Source organism: Flavobacterium sp., from assembly GCF_043720215.1.
In the GTDB taxonomy this organism is placed as follows: Bacteria; Bacteroidota; Bacteroidia; order Flavobacteriales; family Flavobacteriaceae; genus Flavobacterium.
The window spans coordinates 1-17494 of record NZ_JAYSSZ010000012.1; the positions used below are offsets into that span (position 1 = coordinate 1).

Consider the following 17494-nt stretch of genomic DNA (forward strand, 5'->3'; position numbering starts at 1 on the left):
TGAAAGTTTTACCATATCTGGCCACCAAACTTTATGAACAAAATCATTCATCGATAAATTAAATTCCGATTTTATTGGTTCTTTTTTAACATCATAAAGGGGAGAGGGAAAATCATCTAGAAATATTGTATTTGTGTTAGCTACTGGATAAGGAATTCCTTGAAGTCCTCTCAGTAAACCTAAAAAAAGTAAACCTCGATCATTTTTTTGAAAGGTGACTGTTGTATTATAATAAACCACCTTTCCTTTACCTATTTTATTTTCAAGGACTACTGGAAAATCTTCTAAATTGTTGGACCAAAACAATGTTTTAATTTTTTCCGAAAAATTTGTTTTGCTGTAAGCAAAATGTCCGTAATTCTTTTTGAAAAATTTGTTCCCTATACCAGTTAATAGTGCGTCTTTGTCATAAAATCCTTTTGAAGTAACATCAAACTCCATTTTTGCATTGGGAGCTAATCCTATAAAATACGCAAATCTTTTATCTTCAGAAGCTGCTGGCAATAACAATGTACCTCCATTGGCAACAAAACTCAGAATTGAATCTATAGATTTAGTATTAATCGATTTAGTGTTTTTTATAATTAATACTTTGGTCGATTTTTCGATATTCATTTCTGCATTCCACCTAGAAGTAGGCTTAAAATTAAAAGGCAACTTAGTATAATCACAAAGTTTTTTATAATGATTAAAATAGTTTATTGACATACTGTCTTTTGAATCCAAAAGATATTCCACTAATGGTTGTTTGCTATAATCAACATCAGCATAAGGTTTTAAAAAAGATTCTTTTTGATTCGATTCTAACCAACGACTTTTTGCTCTATAAAGAGAGTCTATACTATTACAACTCGTAAAAGAAATAATAATTATAAGCAAAATAAACTTTGCAATTTTATTAAAACACCATTTCTGTAACATAACTTGAATTAGACTTATTTATAATTTCAAAAACTTTTAAATATTTAGATTGATATATTTCTCTAACAGGTCTTCCAATAGATTTTAAATAATTTATTCTATATAGCAACCATTTTCTTTCTACATCTTTAGAAAATTTTTCATCATATACAAAGACTAAAACACTTGAGGGCATTACTATATTAGGATGCTTATGCAAATATTTATTATTGCCGATATACTTTGCGTAGAGATTATCTTGTTTTAAATATTTTTCATGCATAAATTCTTTATAGGACATAAAAAATCGATTTCCACTACTTAAATCTATAAACTCCTCTTTGTTTACAACCATGTACGATCTATCCAAATAGTTTCTTAATATTTTTTCATTTGCCGAAAGCACCTCTTCATTTAGAACTTCGTATTCTTCTTTTTCAATCGATATTTGTTTTCTTTGTAAAGCACCAAATATTAAAACAGTAACTACAACGACAACTATAACTCTGTATGATTTATAATATTCTTTTTTGAATATAATTTTGAATAAATCAAAAAATATTGAAATTACTATACCTGTTTGAATTGGAATTAATATAGACAACATTCTTAATAATAAATCATTATCGATCCATATGTAATTAATTTGTGTAAGAAGGTAAATTACTAATGTGAAAAGGAAGAATACCATTTTTTTTTTCCATTTTTTAAAAAATAAGATTGCAAACAATATATTTACAAAAAAACCAGAAATAAAAATTATTTGATAATAAAAGAGTAATCTATCAACCGAAATAGACATGTATGGATTATAAAAATACAATTCGACAGCTATTAAGTTTCTTTTAAAGAAAACAGAAATACTCTCTGAAAAACCGTCTAGAAAGTGAGAATACATCAATAACAAAACTATAATAGAAAGCAAGTAGACCCCAATAAGTATTAATCTAGATAAATTAGTTTTAGAGATATAGATAATAGAATTAATTACGAAAAAAAACGGAAGCACAAAGAATAATATATAAAAGTCTAGTAATCCCAAGGCTAAAAATGCAATTAAAAACCTAACGAATCTTTCCCATTTACTATAAGGTAATGATTCAGGATTCATTGTATAAATCATAATGGGAAAAACCAATGTAAATGCCAAATGCATGGAACTACTTTGATAAAAATTAGTTATATTTACTGGAAGATATGTAAATCCAAGTATATAAAATAACGAAACAAATACAGGTATTATAATTTGTGATTTGGTTATTTTTACAACTATCCAAAAAATAAAAAAGACAACAATCAATAACTGGAACACCGAATATATATAAATCGTTATTTCTGGTGAGGAATTAGTAACATGAGATATATAGTTAATAAATGCATAAATTCCCTCGGATTTGATAGATGTAGTAAACCATTTTTGGTCATCTTTTGCATTTATCATTTCTAAAACTTCGAACCAGGACGGTGAGAACAAATAATGATCATACCTAATAAAATAAAACGATATCAATATAATTAAACCTAGAAGAAAGGCTATTGAATATAAAATATAAATATTTTTTCTGTTTTTAAAATTAAAATACCCAGTGAAGATACTTTTAATAGAAAATTGATTTTTTTCAAGGTTTTTTACTAAATCAATAAGTCTAAATTTAAATCTTTCTTTAAATTTAGAAACAAAATAATATGGATTTGTCACCTTAAGATAATCCCCAAGAACTATAATAGCCATTATAATACTTACTACAATTCCGTCATAGAAACCAGTGTAAATTGTTGCAAAAAGAACCAATATTAGCAAACTAAAATATTCAAAATATTTCCTTATAATGGCATCAAAAATAAATGTAAAATCTCTTTTTAATAGTACATATTTTTTAATTCCTAAAAAAAGCATTGAAAATAAAAAGAAAATCTTAATTAATCCTAATGTTATATTTAAATATATATTCATACTAATCAGGAATTTTTTGAAGTGTTATTTCATTAATACTAAAAGAATATTTTGTTCTTTTTAAAATTTTTGAAACTTCTCTTTTCAACTTAGTCTTATTAGCATATTCTAATAATAAAACTGGTATCTTGCTATTGTAAAATTGCTGATTTATCACATCTAATCTCTGCTTAATTTCGGCATCACTTCTTAATTGATATTTTTTCTCATTAAAATCATATCCAGTTACAATTGATTCTATCAATACACAATCTATAAATTCTTCCGTTTTATTAACAATCTCGAGTCCTGCATTTTGAACTAAAAACTTATCAAGATATATACCTCTTATTTCTTTAATAAACTGAATTAAATTATGTTGCTGGTTAAAGGTTGGGCCAAACGAAGTAAAATTATCGATATTGTCTAAAAACAAACCATCATATCCCATAAAGAATATGTTTTTGATTCTCTTTTTTAATACAACAATTGTTTTCTCAGCAGTTAAATCTAAATAATGACTATTCCAATCATTATTTTTACCCGAGGTTGTTTCCTTCAAAAATTTAAAGTCTTTAGCATTTTCGTTTACTTCTCCTAAACTAATATAGGCTACCACTTTTTTATTATATTTTTTTAAAAACTGAATATCTGAATATTTAAAATGTGCTGCTTCTACAATAAGTAAATCATAACCTTTTACCTTAACAATATCAAATTTGCCATAACATACTAAAAATTTAGGCTTCGTTTTTGCAAACAAGCTACCAAATGAAAATAAAAACATCATAATTTTAAAAAGCTGCATAATAGTAATAATCCATTTTCTTAAAAAACCCTCTGAGATGATATGTTGTATAGAGCATGAAAACAAAACTTCCAAAAAGAAATCCAATTACACTCAATTCATACGACATTAATCTACTTAAAAATAAACCTACGGAAACATTACATAAAATTGCTATCAATAATCCGTTAAAAGCTTTTAATGGTTGTCCGAGTGTAAAAAAATACAAGACATTTAAAGCTGCCCAAGATAGAAAAAAATACCCTAATGAACCTAGAATACAAACCTTTATATTTAAATCATTCAAATCTTCATCAAAAAATGAGTTATAACCATGAGGTGAGTACATCAAAAAAGCTTGTATAGAAAAAGCTAGACAACACGAAAGAGTGAGTAAAAGAACATTTCTAAAATACTTTTTCAGAAATAATCGTCCATAATTTTGGGTTTCAGTCGCCTTAATTTGTGATTGCATATCATCTAGAACCGTAGTAAATGAAGAAATACTAAACTCCATAATTCCAGCTACTAAAAGGTAAGTAAGCAAAGCTATATCCATGCCTATTTCATAATCTTTTTCAAAAAAAATAAAATATAAAAAACGTTCTTTTTCTTGAACTGACCAAGCAAGAATTCGATCTAAAAAAATATAGAAATAAAATAGGGTTCCATAAAAAAAGTAGATATAGTTATTGTAAACAATAAATTCTGAATGAACATCTTTATGACTAAACTTATTAAAAACTATTTTTCTCTTTATAAAATAAAGTAAAAGATATAAGAACAAAATAAGTGTAACTAATGATATTCCCAGCCAATGTGTAATATAAATACTTAAAGAAGTATAATACTTTAATATCAAAGAAACCACTGTTCCAACTATAATTGAAACTGTAATTATTCCTCTTCTTTTTATAACGTGTAAAGGAGCTATAAATAACAAAATCCCACCGATTAACATAGAATAAATAGAGCTTAAAAAAGCCATTTCAATTGCAAACAATCCTAATATAACTGAGAAAATAATAAGAAATAAATTTCCAAGAAAGAGTACTTGAAATCCTTTTTTAAGCAAATAAACGGTCGTTTGAAACACCATTTCCTCATTTTTATGATTCCAATAAAAAGAAATTTGCTTACTAACAACCGTAACAACGCCTCCTGTTAAAATCAAACTCGACATTACCCCAACAACAACCGATGTAGATTGAAGAATATTAAAATCTGCATAAACCCATAATGAATATCCGAAAATAACTACCGAAAGAACCTGAAAGAAAATAGGAAAAACATGTATAATTCCTGTTATATAATCTTTTAAGAAATTTTTTACATTCGTAATCTTTTTTACTTTTGGGACTGGATTGTCATCTGTGAGAACGTTTTCATGATTTCTTTTTTCTAAATTTTGATGCACAACTTGAGCTAATTCTTCAATTGTAGGAATTCCATAATCTGACAACACATCTACTTGCCTAATACCAAAAGATTCGATAATTGCCTGAGTAACATTAACACTCACAGACTTACCTATTCTTTCTTTTATTTGAAAAGCTAGTATATCTATTTTATTCTCGGCAATATTGAAATTTTTCATCTTTTTATTTTGTTTGAAAACGAGGTCACGTTTTGTTCAACATAAGATGATTTCATCGACAATTCATCATAAATTTCTTCGTATTGTTTAATAAATTTATCAATCGTAAAAAAATCTTCAACTCTTTTTCTCGAATTTGCAGCCATTTGAAGTCTTAATTCTTCATTTTGAAGTAACTTTATTACAGCCTGACCTATATCATTTGCGTCTTTTGGTTTGCAAAGTATTCCACACTCTTCGTTAAGAGCTTCTGCTACTCCTCCTACATCAGTAGATACAACTGGAATAGCACAACTCATTGATTCGATAATGGTATATGGAAAACCCTCAGAAATTGAAGTCAAAATGGACATATCACCTTCGCAAAATACTTTTTCAGGAAATTTATGAGGCCCTAAAAGCAAAAAATTTTCTTTTAAATCTAATTCTTCAATAAGTTTTTCACATTTTAAAGTGTATTCTGGCACGGCATTATTCTCACCATAAATTCTATACTGAATATTAGGAAAAACATCTTTAACAACCTTACAAGATTTTACCATTGTAAGTATATCTTTCAATTCGAATATACGTGCCATGCCAACAACGGTAGGAATACCTTTTAGTTCGGCTGGTTTTTCGCGAGGAATAAATCGCATATGATCAATGCCATTATAAACAACTCGTAACTGTTCATCTCGAGCACCATACATTCGTTCCCACTTAAAGTTGAATTTATTTACAGACATAATTATATCTGATTTATTATAAGCTAAACGAGTAGCACATTCAGAAAATCGAATTAAAAAATCCTTTAAAAAATAAGAGCTATCAGACTGACTAATTGCCAACAAGCGCTCACGAATATATACTCCGTGTTCAGTTAACAAAATTGGAGTATTATATAAATGTTTTTGAATTATTGCAGGAATAGCGACAAAACCTGATAAGGCAAGATGTATAATTGTGGTTCTTGGAAAATCTATTGAAATTGGCATTAAAAAATGATAAATCCATCTCATTGCATAAGTCAAATCTAACAATGTTGCTTTCTCAATTTTATGAAATTCAATGTATTTAAGTACTTCTTCTTTGAATGTTTCCCAAACATGTGGGTCTTTCATAGTAAGCTTATAATCATTTTTTTGAAAAAAGTACCACATTTCTATAATGACACTTTCTAATTCAGTAACATCAATCGATTCTGAATATATTTGATTTATCAATCGAACAAAGAGAGGAATGAAATCAGTTTCAATAGCATTAGATAAATCCAATTCTTTCTTAACTACAAAATCACAATAAGTATCATTAAATCTAATGATTTCTCTTGGTTCTAACGCATACCACATAGGCACTTGGGTTAATCCAGAAACGGCTTCAGTTAAATTATACTTACTTTCTTTCTCAAATACAGCATTGACAGAGTACAACTCAAAATTATAACCACTTATCTTTTCGCACAAAATGTGTGCCCAAGTTGAAACTCCTCCCCCATGAAAAGGATAGGTCCCTTCTAAAGCCATTAAAATAGATTTCTTCACACCTTCCTAAATTACTATTTATTAGTTACAAAAGTAAAATTTATCTACTATAAATATCAAAACATTTCGTCAGAAAAACTTAATTCTTCCAATACCAACTAGAAATAGAGTGATTATATTAATAATTTTATTTTATAATTACTAAACTAGAAGCATGAAAACAAATATGGTTAAAAAACGCTTAATCAAAGTTATCTTCTTTAAATAATTTATTTTTTTAGCCAATTGTTTGTAAAAGTACAATCACGGTATTCGCCGTTAATTTTTATATAAGTTTCTTTAATTTTTTCTTCAGACCATTTTGCAATGGCTTTGATTTGTTTTTCTTTAAGCGCTAATTCTTTTAGACGTGTATAATCTTTAGAATAATCGGCTGGATGCTCTTCGTAACGATTTGTTACTGTGATAATTTTGTAGAATTTTCCTCCTGTACGATCCTCATCAATAATCGGATTTGAAATCCCGTTGTCTTTTAGATTTGCTACTTGACTGTATAATGCTGGATCCATTTTTGTTAACTCAAAACGAGTGTCTTGGGTTTTTGGGTTGGTTAAAACACCTCCGTCATTACGAGTTTCTTTTTCGTCAGACATTGTACGAGCGGCTTCAGCAAAGGTAATTTCTTTGTCTGTAATTCTTTTGCGAATTAATTCTATTTTTTCTTTTGATGCTTTTAGTGCTTCATCTGATACTTTTGGAGAAATTACGATGTGACGCAAATCTACTTCTTGTCCTCTAATTTTTTCTAGATAAATAATATGATATCCAAAATCTGATGGGAATGGATCTGAGATTTCTCCTTCTTTTAGGCTAAATGCTACATCTTTAAATTCTTTTACAAATTGGGTTTTTCTATCCATTTTATAAAAACCTCCATTAGAACTTGACCCTTTGTCTTCAGAGTAAAGCACCGCTTTTCCGAAGAAACTTGATCCTTCTTGCACTTCTTTTTTTATGGCTTTTAGTTGGTCTATTACTTTTTGTTTTGCTTCTTGAGAAACGACTGGTTTTACAACAATTTGTGCTACTTCCATTTCGGCACCAAAAACAGGCAAATCTGCTTTAGGAATTGTTTTGAAAAAATTACGAACTTCTTCTGGTGTAATAATTACTTCATCGACAACTTTCTTTTGCATTTCAGAAGTTAGTTTGTTAACCTTGATAATATCAAATAATTCTGCTCTAAAATCTTGTTCGTTAGACTTCTTGAAGTACTGAACTACTTTTTCCATAGAACCTAGTTGTTCTACCATATAACTAATTTGTTCGTCTAGCTTAGAGTTTACTTCTTTGTCATCTATAACTATACTATCCTGAACCGCTTGATGCGCATATAATTTATCTTCTAATAGTTTGCCTAACATTTGGCAACGTGTAATATCTTTAGTATCTATTCCTTGACTTTTTAGTTCAAGTGTTGTTTTGTCAATATCTGAATCTAAAATAACATAATCACCTACAACAGCAATAACACCATCAATTTTTTGCTTTTTCTCCTGAGCTGAAACTCCTAACGAAATGGCTAAAAGTGTTATTATTAAACTTAACTTACTACTTACTACGTTCATTTTAAAATTATTTATTGGCATTAATTATTTTTTCATTGAAGCTTTCAATCTTTCGAAAACTTCTTGATTTATGGTTACTTTAAATTCTTTTTTCAAGTCGCTTACCCAATTATCTTCTAAATATTGTTGGTAATCGTTTATAACTTTTCCACGAGCTTCATCAAGTGTTTTTGTTCCTGCAGGTACTATTTTTGATACTTTATTTACAAAATAAAACTCTCCGTCTTTATAAACGTCAGAAACTCCAATTTTGAATTTTCCATTTTTAGGAAAATTATCTGAGCCTTCTTCATATGTTTCCTGCTTAGTCATAATATTTACAACTTCTTTAGTATTTAAAGTTTCTTTTAGGAAATCGGCAGTTTGGTCTTTCTTTAATAATTTTCTTGCATTTTTAACAACATCCATTTTTGTGGAAGAAGCAACTAGAACATCAGCTCTATTTTTCCACTGGTATTTGTTTTGATTAGCATTGTAATAATTTTTAAGCCCCAAAGTATCTTGTTTTGCTTTCTCCCAAATTTCTTTTTCCATTAGGTCAAAAAGCAATAATCCATCACGGTACTCCTCGATAACATTTGCAAATTCTGGAAATTCTTTTTCTAGATTGTCATTATAGTAATTTGTCATTTGAGTATCGACAAAATTTTGATACACATAATCAACTAATTTACCAATAGGTTTTATTTTTAAGTTCGATTTTTGTTGAGAATCTAAATTTGACAAAAATGCGGTTGCTTTTACTTCATAATTTTCAACTTTAAACAACACTTGGTTGTAATCTTTCATATTTGTTGGAAGAATCCAATCGCTAGAATAAAATTTATCTGTAACCAATGCTTTTATTTTTGCATATAAATTTTCGTCTCGGACAATCGTATATTTTTTCTGAAGTTTTGTTGTTAGCGAATTTGTGATTAGTCGAGAACGATCGTCTTTTCTAATTTTTGTATCCAATTCTCTTTCCATTTCGTCGAGTTTTTTTATTGGATGCTTGTCAACTAATTTCACAATATGCCAACCAAATTGACTTTCGAATGGTTCTGAATAAGAGTTAGGTATTGTAAGCCCAAAAGCTACGTTTTCAAATTCTTCTGAACTTAGTTGTCCTGAAGCAAAACGAGGCAAAAGCCCACCTTTTGGTGCTGAGTTTTTATCTTCCGAAAACTGATTAGCTAAACTCTCAAAGTTTTCACCTTGTTTTAGTTTTGTATAAATATCTTGAATTCTTGATTTTGGTTTTTGAATATCCTCCTGTGAATCTGTCGTTGTTGCAGGCTTTAAAATCATAATATGAGACACAGTAACTTCGCCACGATTATCACGAGAATCTACTACCTTTATTAAATGGTAACCAAATTTTGTGCGAACTGGCATCGAAATTTCACCTTTCTTAGTGTTAAAAGCAGCAGATTCGAATGCGTAAACCATCCTAAAAGCTGAAAAATAGCCTAAATCACCTTTGTTTTCTTTGGCTGAAGGATCTTGAGAAAATCTAACTGCAAGATCATCAAATTTTTCTCCTGCTAGTGCTTTTTTTCTAATATCTAAAGCTTGATTGTATGCTTTTAATGTATCTGCTGGTATTGCATTTTCATCGACAGTGATTAAAATGTGTGAAGCTCTAATTTCTTTTAGCGAACGATTGTAACCTTCTTCAATAAGTGCTTTTGTTACTTTAGTATCAGATGTATAATTTTTAGATAACTGAGTTCTATATGATTTTAACTCATTTATATATTTTACATTATTTTGTAGTCCTATTTTATTGGCTTTGTTTATTTTAAGTTTGTAACCAACGAACAATTCCATATACTGATTTAAATCTTTTTGAGATTCGTCTTTTACTAAATCGATATTTTTGTTGTAAACTCTTGAAAACTCATCTGTATAATATGGTTTATCATCAATAGAAAAAAGAATTTCTTTTTTCTCACTTTGAGCGAAAGCCAAACAATTAAGAGTTAGTGCAAAACCTAAGATTATTTTATTAATTCTCATTCTTGATATTTATTTTTAAAGATACTTTTTTTAATAACGAACAAAAATAACAATTCGGTTACATTATACAACTATATTGTTATGTATTAACAAAAATTTATATAAACAAAAAGCATCCCACAAAAGTGAGATGCTTTTAAATAAATAACACAATGAATATTACATTGAAATAATAACAAACTCACTTCTTCTATTGGCTTGATGTTCTTCTTCAGAACATTCGATTCCGTCTGCACATTTGTTTACTAATTGAGATTCTCCATAACCTTTTCCTGATAATCTACTGATATTAATACCGTTTTTAACTAGCCAAGCAATTGTAGATTTCGCTCTTCTATCTGATAGTTTTTCGTTATAACTAGCAGTTTGACGACTATCTGTATGCGATCTTACATCGACTTTCATCCTAGGATTTTGTTGCATTACTGCTAGAATTTTTTCAAGTTCTAATGCTGCATCTTGTCTAATATTAGATTTATCTAAATCGAAATAAATAATTTTGATATTAAATGTTTTAGCTAAATCCGAACCTACTTTAACAGTTTTGATTCTTTTTTCAGCTATTAAGTCATTGAAAGTATCACCACCCGCTACTTTTCCAGTAACTACACTGTTTTCTACGGTATCAAAATCTTTGTTTTCTGATCTAACAAAATATTGTTTTTCGCACTCTAAATCTGCAAAACTGTATTCTCCTTTTTCAGTTGCAAAAATCGATTTTAATTCAACCATTTTATCGTCATACAATGTAACTTTTGCATTTGGAATTATTTCAGTAGTTTCCTTATCTGTTACAACGCCTGAAAGATTTTGTTTGCAATCGTATTGCAAAGGAATTTGTTCAAACAATTTATAGATATCATCATTCCCTTTTCCTCCATCACGATTTGAGGTAAAAAAACCTAGTTTGCTTTTTGATTCTATTAAGAAAGCAAAGTCATCTTGTGGTCCATTTATTGGTGTTCCAAGATTAAAAACTTTAGACATAGTCCCATCAGGAGCCATTTTTGTAACAAATACATCTAATCCTCCCAAACCTAATTGTCCATCGGAAGCAAAATACAACTCATTATTATCAGATACAAATGGGAAAGTTTCTCTTCCTTCAGTATTTACAGGGTTCCCTAAATTTACTGGTGTGCTATATGTATCATCATCATTTATAGTTACTTTAAAAATATCTGACAAACCCACAGTTCCTGGCATATTTGATGCAAAATACAATGTTTTTTCATCTGGACTTAATGCAGGATGTGCTACACTATATAAATCACTATTGAATGGTAATTCAACAATATTTTTCCATTCATAGTTTTCGAGGGTTGCTTTGTATAATTTTAATTTTGTCGTTCCTTCAGCATCTGTTTTTCTTTTACCATCATTAAAGTTGTTTCTGGTAAAATACATTGTATTCCCGTCTTTTGTAAATACCGCTGTAGATTCGTTAAATTTAGAATTTACTTTGCTTGCCATTCTTTCTGGAGCAAGTAATACTCCGTCTCCGTTTATCTGGGAAGTAAATAAATTAGAAAAAGATTGTCCAGTCCAAGTGTGTTTTCTACTTGAAGCGCCACTTGTATCTCTGGCTGAAGTATAAACAAATTTATCTTTGTTTAACGCTGCTCCGTAGTCTGAATATACTGTGTTTATTCCTGCATCTTCTATTTTAAAACGACCAGAGTTGGCTTTAATTTCACTAATATAGTTTTGATTTGCTTTATAAATAGAAGCTCGAACATCTGCTCCAGATTTTTGACTAAATTGATATAAATAATCTTCTGCTTTTTTGTAATCACCTATAGATTTTAAACAAAGAGAATATCTGTAATAGTATTCTTTGTCTACTTCTTCTCCAAGATTAAAAAGCTGTCCATACCATTTTGCTGCTTCACTTAAATTAGCATTAAAATAATTTGCGTTTCCTAATTTTTGAAATAAATCGACTGATTTGTAGCCTTTTTCAGCTACTTTTTGATAAATTTCTATAGCATTAATGTAAGCTAAATCATTATATTTTTTATCCGCAGATTCTATTTTTGCCTTTTGAGCTAAAATTGATGAAAAGCTTAAAAAAGCACATATAATTATTAATTTTAATTTCATAATCTTTTCTATTTAGAAGAATCTAGGTGAAACAATTTTATCGTAATTTTTAAACAATTCATATCTCAAGAATATTTCATGTGACCCTGAATTATAGTTACCCAATCTGGTAGTTTCTAAATCATACGCGTATCCTGCGAACAAAGAATCTGATATTTGAAATCCAGCCATTAAACTTAATGCCGCACTCCATCTATAAGCTGCACCTAACGTAAATTTCTCATTATATAAGAAATTTGCAGACAAGTCTACTTGAAGTGGCGCTCCTTTTACCATTTTTGTAAGCAATGCTGGTTTCAATTTTAAACTTGATGACAAATCAAAAACACGTCCTGATATAAAGTAAATGTGCATCCTCTCGCTTGCAATAGAAGATTTTACATCGTCTTTATAATGTTGCGTTTCTAAAATATTAGGAACCGAAAGTCCAAAATAGGTTTTGTCAGAATGCCAATAAGCACCTACACCAATATTTGGAGAGAATTTATTATCCACATTATATAATAACTTATCTCCTAAATCGAATTGAGTTGTTTTACCAATAAGATCTACATTAAACAAATTAGCAGTCCCTTTTACTCCAAAAGACAATTTATATGCTTCTGATGTTTTAATAGAATAAGAAATATCTACAGAAATTGAATTTTCATCAGCTGGACCTATTTTATCATTAATAAATGACAATCCTAAACCAATATTTGTATTTTCAATTGGAGAGTTTAGCGATAAAGCATTAGTTACTGGTGCGCCATCAAGACCAACCCATTGGTTTCTATGCAATCCAAAAATACTCAAAACCCCTCTTGTACCAGCATAAGCAGGATTTATATTAATAGTGTTATACATATATTGTGTGAACTGGGAATCTTGTTGTGAATACATTGACACTCCAATTAGTACAAACAATAATGTTAAAAATTTTCTTTTCATTTTTTTTATTTTTTATAATTCCAAAAAGGGAAATTAATCCCCTTTTAGATTATTATCTATTAATATATAAATATCCTGAACGATCTTTAGTTTCTCCTGAATCTTTTGTATACTTAACAATATAGAAATAAGTTCCGACTGGCAATTGCAAAATCTGATTAAGGGTCACTCTTCCTTCAGATATTCCTTTAAATGATCTATCGTTGTTATTATAACCTGAAACCTCATACACTAAAACGCCCCATCTATTATAAATTTCTACAGTATTATTCGGATATTTATTTATTCCATCAATAAAAAATACATCATTATCACCATCCCCATTTGGAGTCATATGAGTGTAAATATCTAAATCCTGTATAGTGTTTACAACAATTGTAACTGTCGCAGTATCGCAATTTCCTGGAGGCGTTGGTGTTGCGCCAACTTCACATATAGTATACTCGAAAGTATATGTTCCAGCTGGTGTTCCTGGAGCAACAGACACGTTACCATTAGTTGTATCTAATAAAATTCCTGTAGGCAATACCCCAACTACTGTTAATGTAATCTCACCAGGAGCCGTTCCTAACATAACAGGGTTTCCATTGAAAGTGTCATTATCAAATATATTAATTATATCAGCAACTCCTGCAGAGCCTGAAATGGTAGTAGCAGTATCATCTTCAGCATCAATCACATTGGATACAATTACTGTTGCTACTGCTGTATCACAGTTACCTGGTGGGGTTGGCGTGGCGCCTGTTTCACACAATTGGTACGTGATCGTATATGTTCCACTTGGCGTATTGGCCGCTACTGTAATTACTCCATCTACATCGATACTCAATGGACCATTTGATCCTACTGTTACATCCGTATTGGCTGTGGTTACCGGTACTCCGTTTATTGTATCGTTTCCTATTACGGTACCTGGTACGGTCGTTGCTGTTGCGCCAGTTGTTACTGTTACTGCTGGATCTACTATCGCATCGATTACATTAAATGGTACTGGTGTATTAGTTGATGTATTATTTGCTGGTGTTGGATCGGTTTCTGTTAATGTTATAGTAGCTGTATTGGCATAACTTCCTGTTGCATTTACTGTAACTGTTATATCTAATGTTTCGCTTGCGCCATTGGCTAAGTTTCCTATTGTCCAGTTTGGTGCTGTCCATGTTCCTGTACTTGGCGTAGCACTTACAAAAGTATAGCCTGCTGGAAGTACATCATTAACCACAACATTCGTTGCATTACTTGGCCCTGCATTGTTCGCTGTTAAAGTAAAGGTTACATTACTACCTACAGCAGGTGTAGCGTTACTTACCGTTTTAACGATCCCAACATTGGCACAGAAAGAATAATTTAACAATAAAGAAGTTGAAAGAATTGAACCAACATTTCCACTTGTTGCTCCATTAGCATTAAATTCAGTTACAGCAGCAGAATTTGTCGTTCCATTTACACCTCCAAGAACAGTTTTAGTAGAACCATCCGTTGTAACATTTATTAAAATGACTCCTCCACTTCCTCCTCCTCCAGGTCCTTCAGATTCATTAGATCCGATTAATTGGTTTCCTCCATTACCTCCATTGGTATTTATTGTTATGGTATTCCCTATTGTATTCGCTTGAACGACAATAGATCCACCACCACCACCACCACCAGGAGCATCGTTGTGACCACCTATAGTATTTAATCCATTTTCTCCATTAGCTGTAATCGAACCAGTTCCTGTAATATTGTTTTGAACTACTAGTACAACAACTCCGCCACCGTCACCACCGTCCGCGTTCGCATTATTATTACCATCACCAGCTCCACCTCCACCTCCGAAGAAAACTTGAGCTTGTGTATTAGTAATTGGTGTAGGTCTTGCTCCTAATCCTCCTCCAGCATCTCTTCGATCGCCTCCCCATGCAACTATAACAGCAGCAGCAGGTGAACCTGGAGCTATAAAATTAGCAGGGTATGAAGGTCCATTTATACAAGCATTTAAATTATTACTTCCAAAAGTATAACCTCCTTTACCTCCACCTGAAGAGTTTGTAAGTGCATTTCCATTTGCAATATAATCAGGATCAAGAGCCCAAGCACCAGGAACTCCACAAGTTCCGAAGCTATTCATTATACCAGATCCTCTAAACCAATTTGCGAGTATTCCACCATTAGCTCCACCGCCGCCTCCAGCGTTATGACCGTTTCCACCACCACCACCATTGGCAGCACCACCACGTCCATATCGACCGTTATACAACGCATCATAATCGTCTCTATACCCTGCTATACCTTCTCCTTTTTCAGCCCCAAGACTGGAATTATTTGTTCTAAAATCAACTGTAAAACTATTATCAAAAGCAGAACTATTATTATCTCTTGTCCCTCCTCTGAAGCCAGAAAGATTTGCATTAATTGCTCCATTATTTATAATCTGATTAGCTAATGCAACAACAACCCCTCCTCTTCTTCTTTCTATAGCTGAAGCGCTTGCTCCACCAAATGAAGGATTTCCCCACGGTACAGGAACAACAGAAGCAGCTGCATTTATAGTTAAATTAACATATTGAGGAACCCTAATAACCTGCACGTATCTAGAAGCAAAGTAAGACAGTTTTGTAGTACATGTCATTGTAATAACGTTACCCGCAACACTTTCTACATAAGCAAACTCATAACCTCCAGCTCCATTAACAATGGTCACAGAACCGTAATTTATTGTATTTGTTGCATCAATAACAGCTCCTTGCGCCTGATACAACATAATTAAATCACCTGGTGATAAATTATTAGAAATAAAGCCGGTAGCTTGAGTAACATAACCCGCGGGTAGGTACCCAATACCATCTCGATTTAATTCATTGATATCAAATACAGTTATTGTATTAGAACCTGCAAGAACATTAGCAGTAACTCGAGTATATCTATTGAGCAGCGTATTTGATGCATTAACAGTTATCGAACCATCTTTGCCTGTTTGAGCAAAAGTATTTGAAAAACCAAATAATAATAATAATAATAATAAACTTACCCTCTCTTTAAAATTAATTTTGCTAAGATAAAAAAGTGAAAAATGGCACGAAGGCACTTTTAAGTTGTATTTTGAATTTTCATTAATTTTCTGAGTAAAATATTTATTCATAAGTTATAATATTTGTTATCATTCTTTAATTAACAGAATTATATCACAAAATTATGTTAATATTTTGTAACATCCAAATATAAACAAAATACTGTAATTCAAATATTTAAAAACAACTTCTTTATTCAATACATCCTTTTCAATTGCAAACCTGTTATTGCAAAGACACAAGCTCTTTTAAGCTTATACAATAGCGACAAACGTCTATTTTATTACAACTATTATTAAAAATCCTAGTTTTAGACTGAAATTAAATTTTATACAAACAACCAATACTTATTTATAAATACTATTTTTGCAAAAATATTTTAAATGAGTTTTTTAAAAGAAATAGAACGTAGACGAACTTTCGGGATTATCTCCCATCCCGATGCTGGTAAAACAACACTCACAGAAAAGCTATTGCTTTTTGGTGGTGCGATACAAGAAGCTGGAGCCGTGAAGAATAATAAGATTAAAAAAGGGGCAACTTCTGATTTTATGGAAATAGAACGTCAGAGAGGGATTTCTGTTTCTACTTCGGTTTTAGCATTTATATATAAGGACAAGAAAATTAATATTCTGGATACACCAGGACACAAGGATTTTGCCGAAGATACTTTTAGAACACTAACCGCTGTAGATAGCGTTATTGTGGTTATTGACGTTGCCAAAGGTGTCGAAGAACAAACCGAAAAACTTGTCGCCGTTTGCCGAATGCGTAAAATTCCTATTCTGGTTTTTATAAATAAGTTAGATAGAGAAGGAAAAGATGCTTTCGATTTGATGGATGAAGTAGAGCAAAAACTAGGACTAACCGTTACTCCTATGAGTTTCCCTATAGGAATGGGTTACGATTTTCAGGGAATATATAATATTTGGGAAAAGAACATCAATCTTTTTAGTAGCGATAGCCGAAAAAACATTGATGATGTAGTAGCTATTTCAGATGTACAAAGTCCTGAATTAGAAAAAATAATTGGTCAGAAACCTGCCAATGATCTTCGTGATAATTTAGAATTACTTACTGAAGTTTATCCGCCTTTTGACAGACA

Annotated in this window: 11 protein-coding genes; 1 reads left to right on the forward strand and 10 read right to left on the reverse strand. The window is 30.6% G+C overall.

The features are described from left to right. The 10 genes from ACHZC3_RS00540 to ACHZC3_RS00585 all read right to left on the reverse strand — a co-directional run. Positions 1–879, reverse strand: an 879-nt coding sequence (locus tag ACHZC3_RS00540; protein WP_394757929.1) for a DUF2194 domain-containing protein, incomplete at its 3' end; no start/stop codon positions are given. A 19-nt stretch (positions 880–898) separates the two neighbouring features. Then, on the reverse strand, positions 899–2854 hold the full coding sequence (locus ACHZC3_RS00545) for a hypothetical protein (protein WP_394757930.1): 1956 nt from the start codon (positions 2852–2854) through the stop codon (positions 899–901). 1 nt (position 2855) lies between these two features. Further along, positions 2856–3623: an endo alpha-1,4 polygalactosaminidase gene (locus ACHZC3_RS00550; RefSeq protein ID WP_394757931.1), complete on the reverse strand. Its 768-nt coding sequence runs from the start codon at positions 3621–3623 to the stop codon at positions 2856–2858. A gap of 4 nt (positions 3624–3627) precedes the next feature. Continuing rightward, positions 3628–5217: a hypothetical protein gene (locus ACHZC3_RS00555; protein WP_394757932.1), complete on the reverse strand. Its 1590-nt coding sequence runs from the start codon at positions 5215–5217 to the stop codon at positions 3628–3630. Beyond that, positions 5214–6722 (reverse strand): GT4 family glycosyltransferase PelF, encoded by a 1509-nt coding sequence (gene pelF / locus ACHZC3_RS00560; RefSeq protein ID WP_394757933.1) that lies wholly within the window; start codon positions 6720–6722, stop codon positions 5214–5216. Before pelF ends, ACHZC3_RS00555 begins: the two co-directional genes overlap by 4 nt. Before the next feature lie 227 nt (positions 6723–6949). Next, positions 6950–8329 carry a peptidylprolyl isomerase gene (locus tag ACHZC3_RS00565; protein ID WP_394757934.1) on the reverse strand — a complete coding sequence of 460 codons (1380 nt, stop codon included), beginning with the start codon at positions 8327–8329 and terminating at the stop codon, positions 6950–6952. A 3-nt stretch (positions 8330–8332) separates the two neighbouring features. Continuing rightward, complete coding sequence (locus ACHZC3_RS00570) at positions 8333–10309, reverse strand: peptidylprolyl isomerase (RefSeq protein WP_394757935.1); 1977 nt, start codon at positions 10307–10309, stop codon at positions 8333–8335. A gap of 159 nt (positions 10310–10468) precedes the next feature. Continuing rightward, positions 10469–12412, reverse strand: coding sequence for an OmpA family protein (locus tag ACHZC3_RS00575; RefSeq protein WP_394757936.1), 1944 nt, complete (start codon positions 12410–12412; stop codon positions 10469–10471). A gap of 12 nt (positions 12413–12424) precedes the next feature. Next, complete coding sequence (locus ACHZC3_RS00580) at positions 12425–13342, reverse strand: type IX secretion system membrane protein PorP/SprF (protein ID WP_394757937.1); 918 nt, start codon at positions 13340–13342, stop codon at positions 12425–12427. Between the two features lie 52 nt (positions 13343–13394). Beyond that, the gene (locus tag ACHZC3_RS00585; protein WP_394757938.1) at positions 13395–16460 is read right to left on the reverse strand and encodes a gliding motility-associated C-terminal domain-containing protein; all 3066 of its coding nucleotides are present in this window, start codon (positions 16458–16460) and stop codon (positions 13395–13397) included. A 312-nt stretch (positions 16461–16772) separates the two neighbouring features. Here ACHZC3_RS00585 and ACHZC3_RS00590 point away from each other — a divergent pair. After that, the coding region (locus ACHZC3_RS00590) for a GTP-binding protein (RefSeq protein WP_394757939.1) at positions 16773–17494 on the forward strand (722 nt) is incomplete at its 3' end.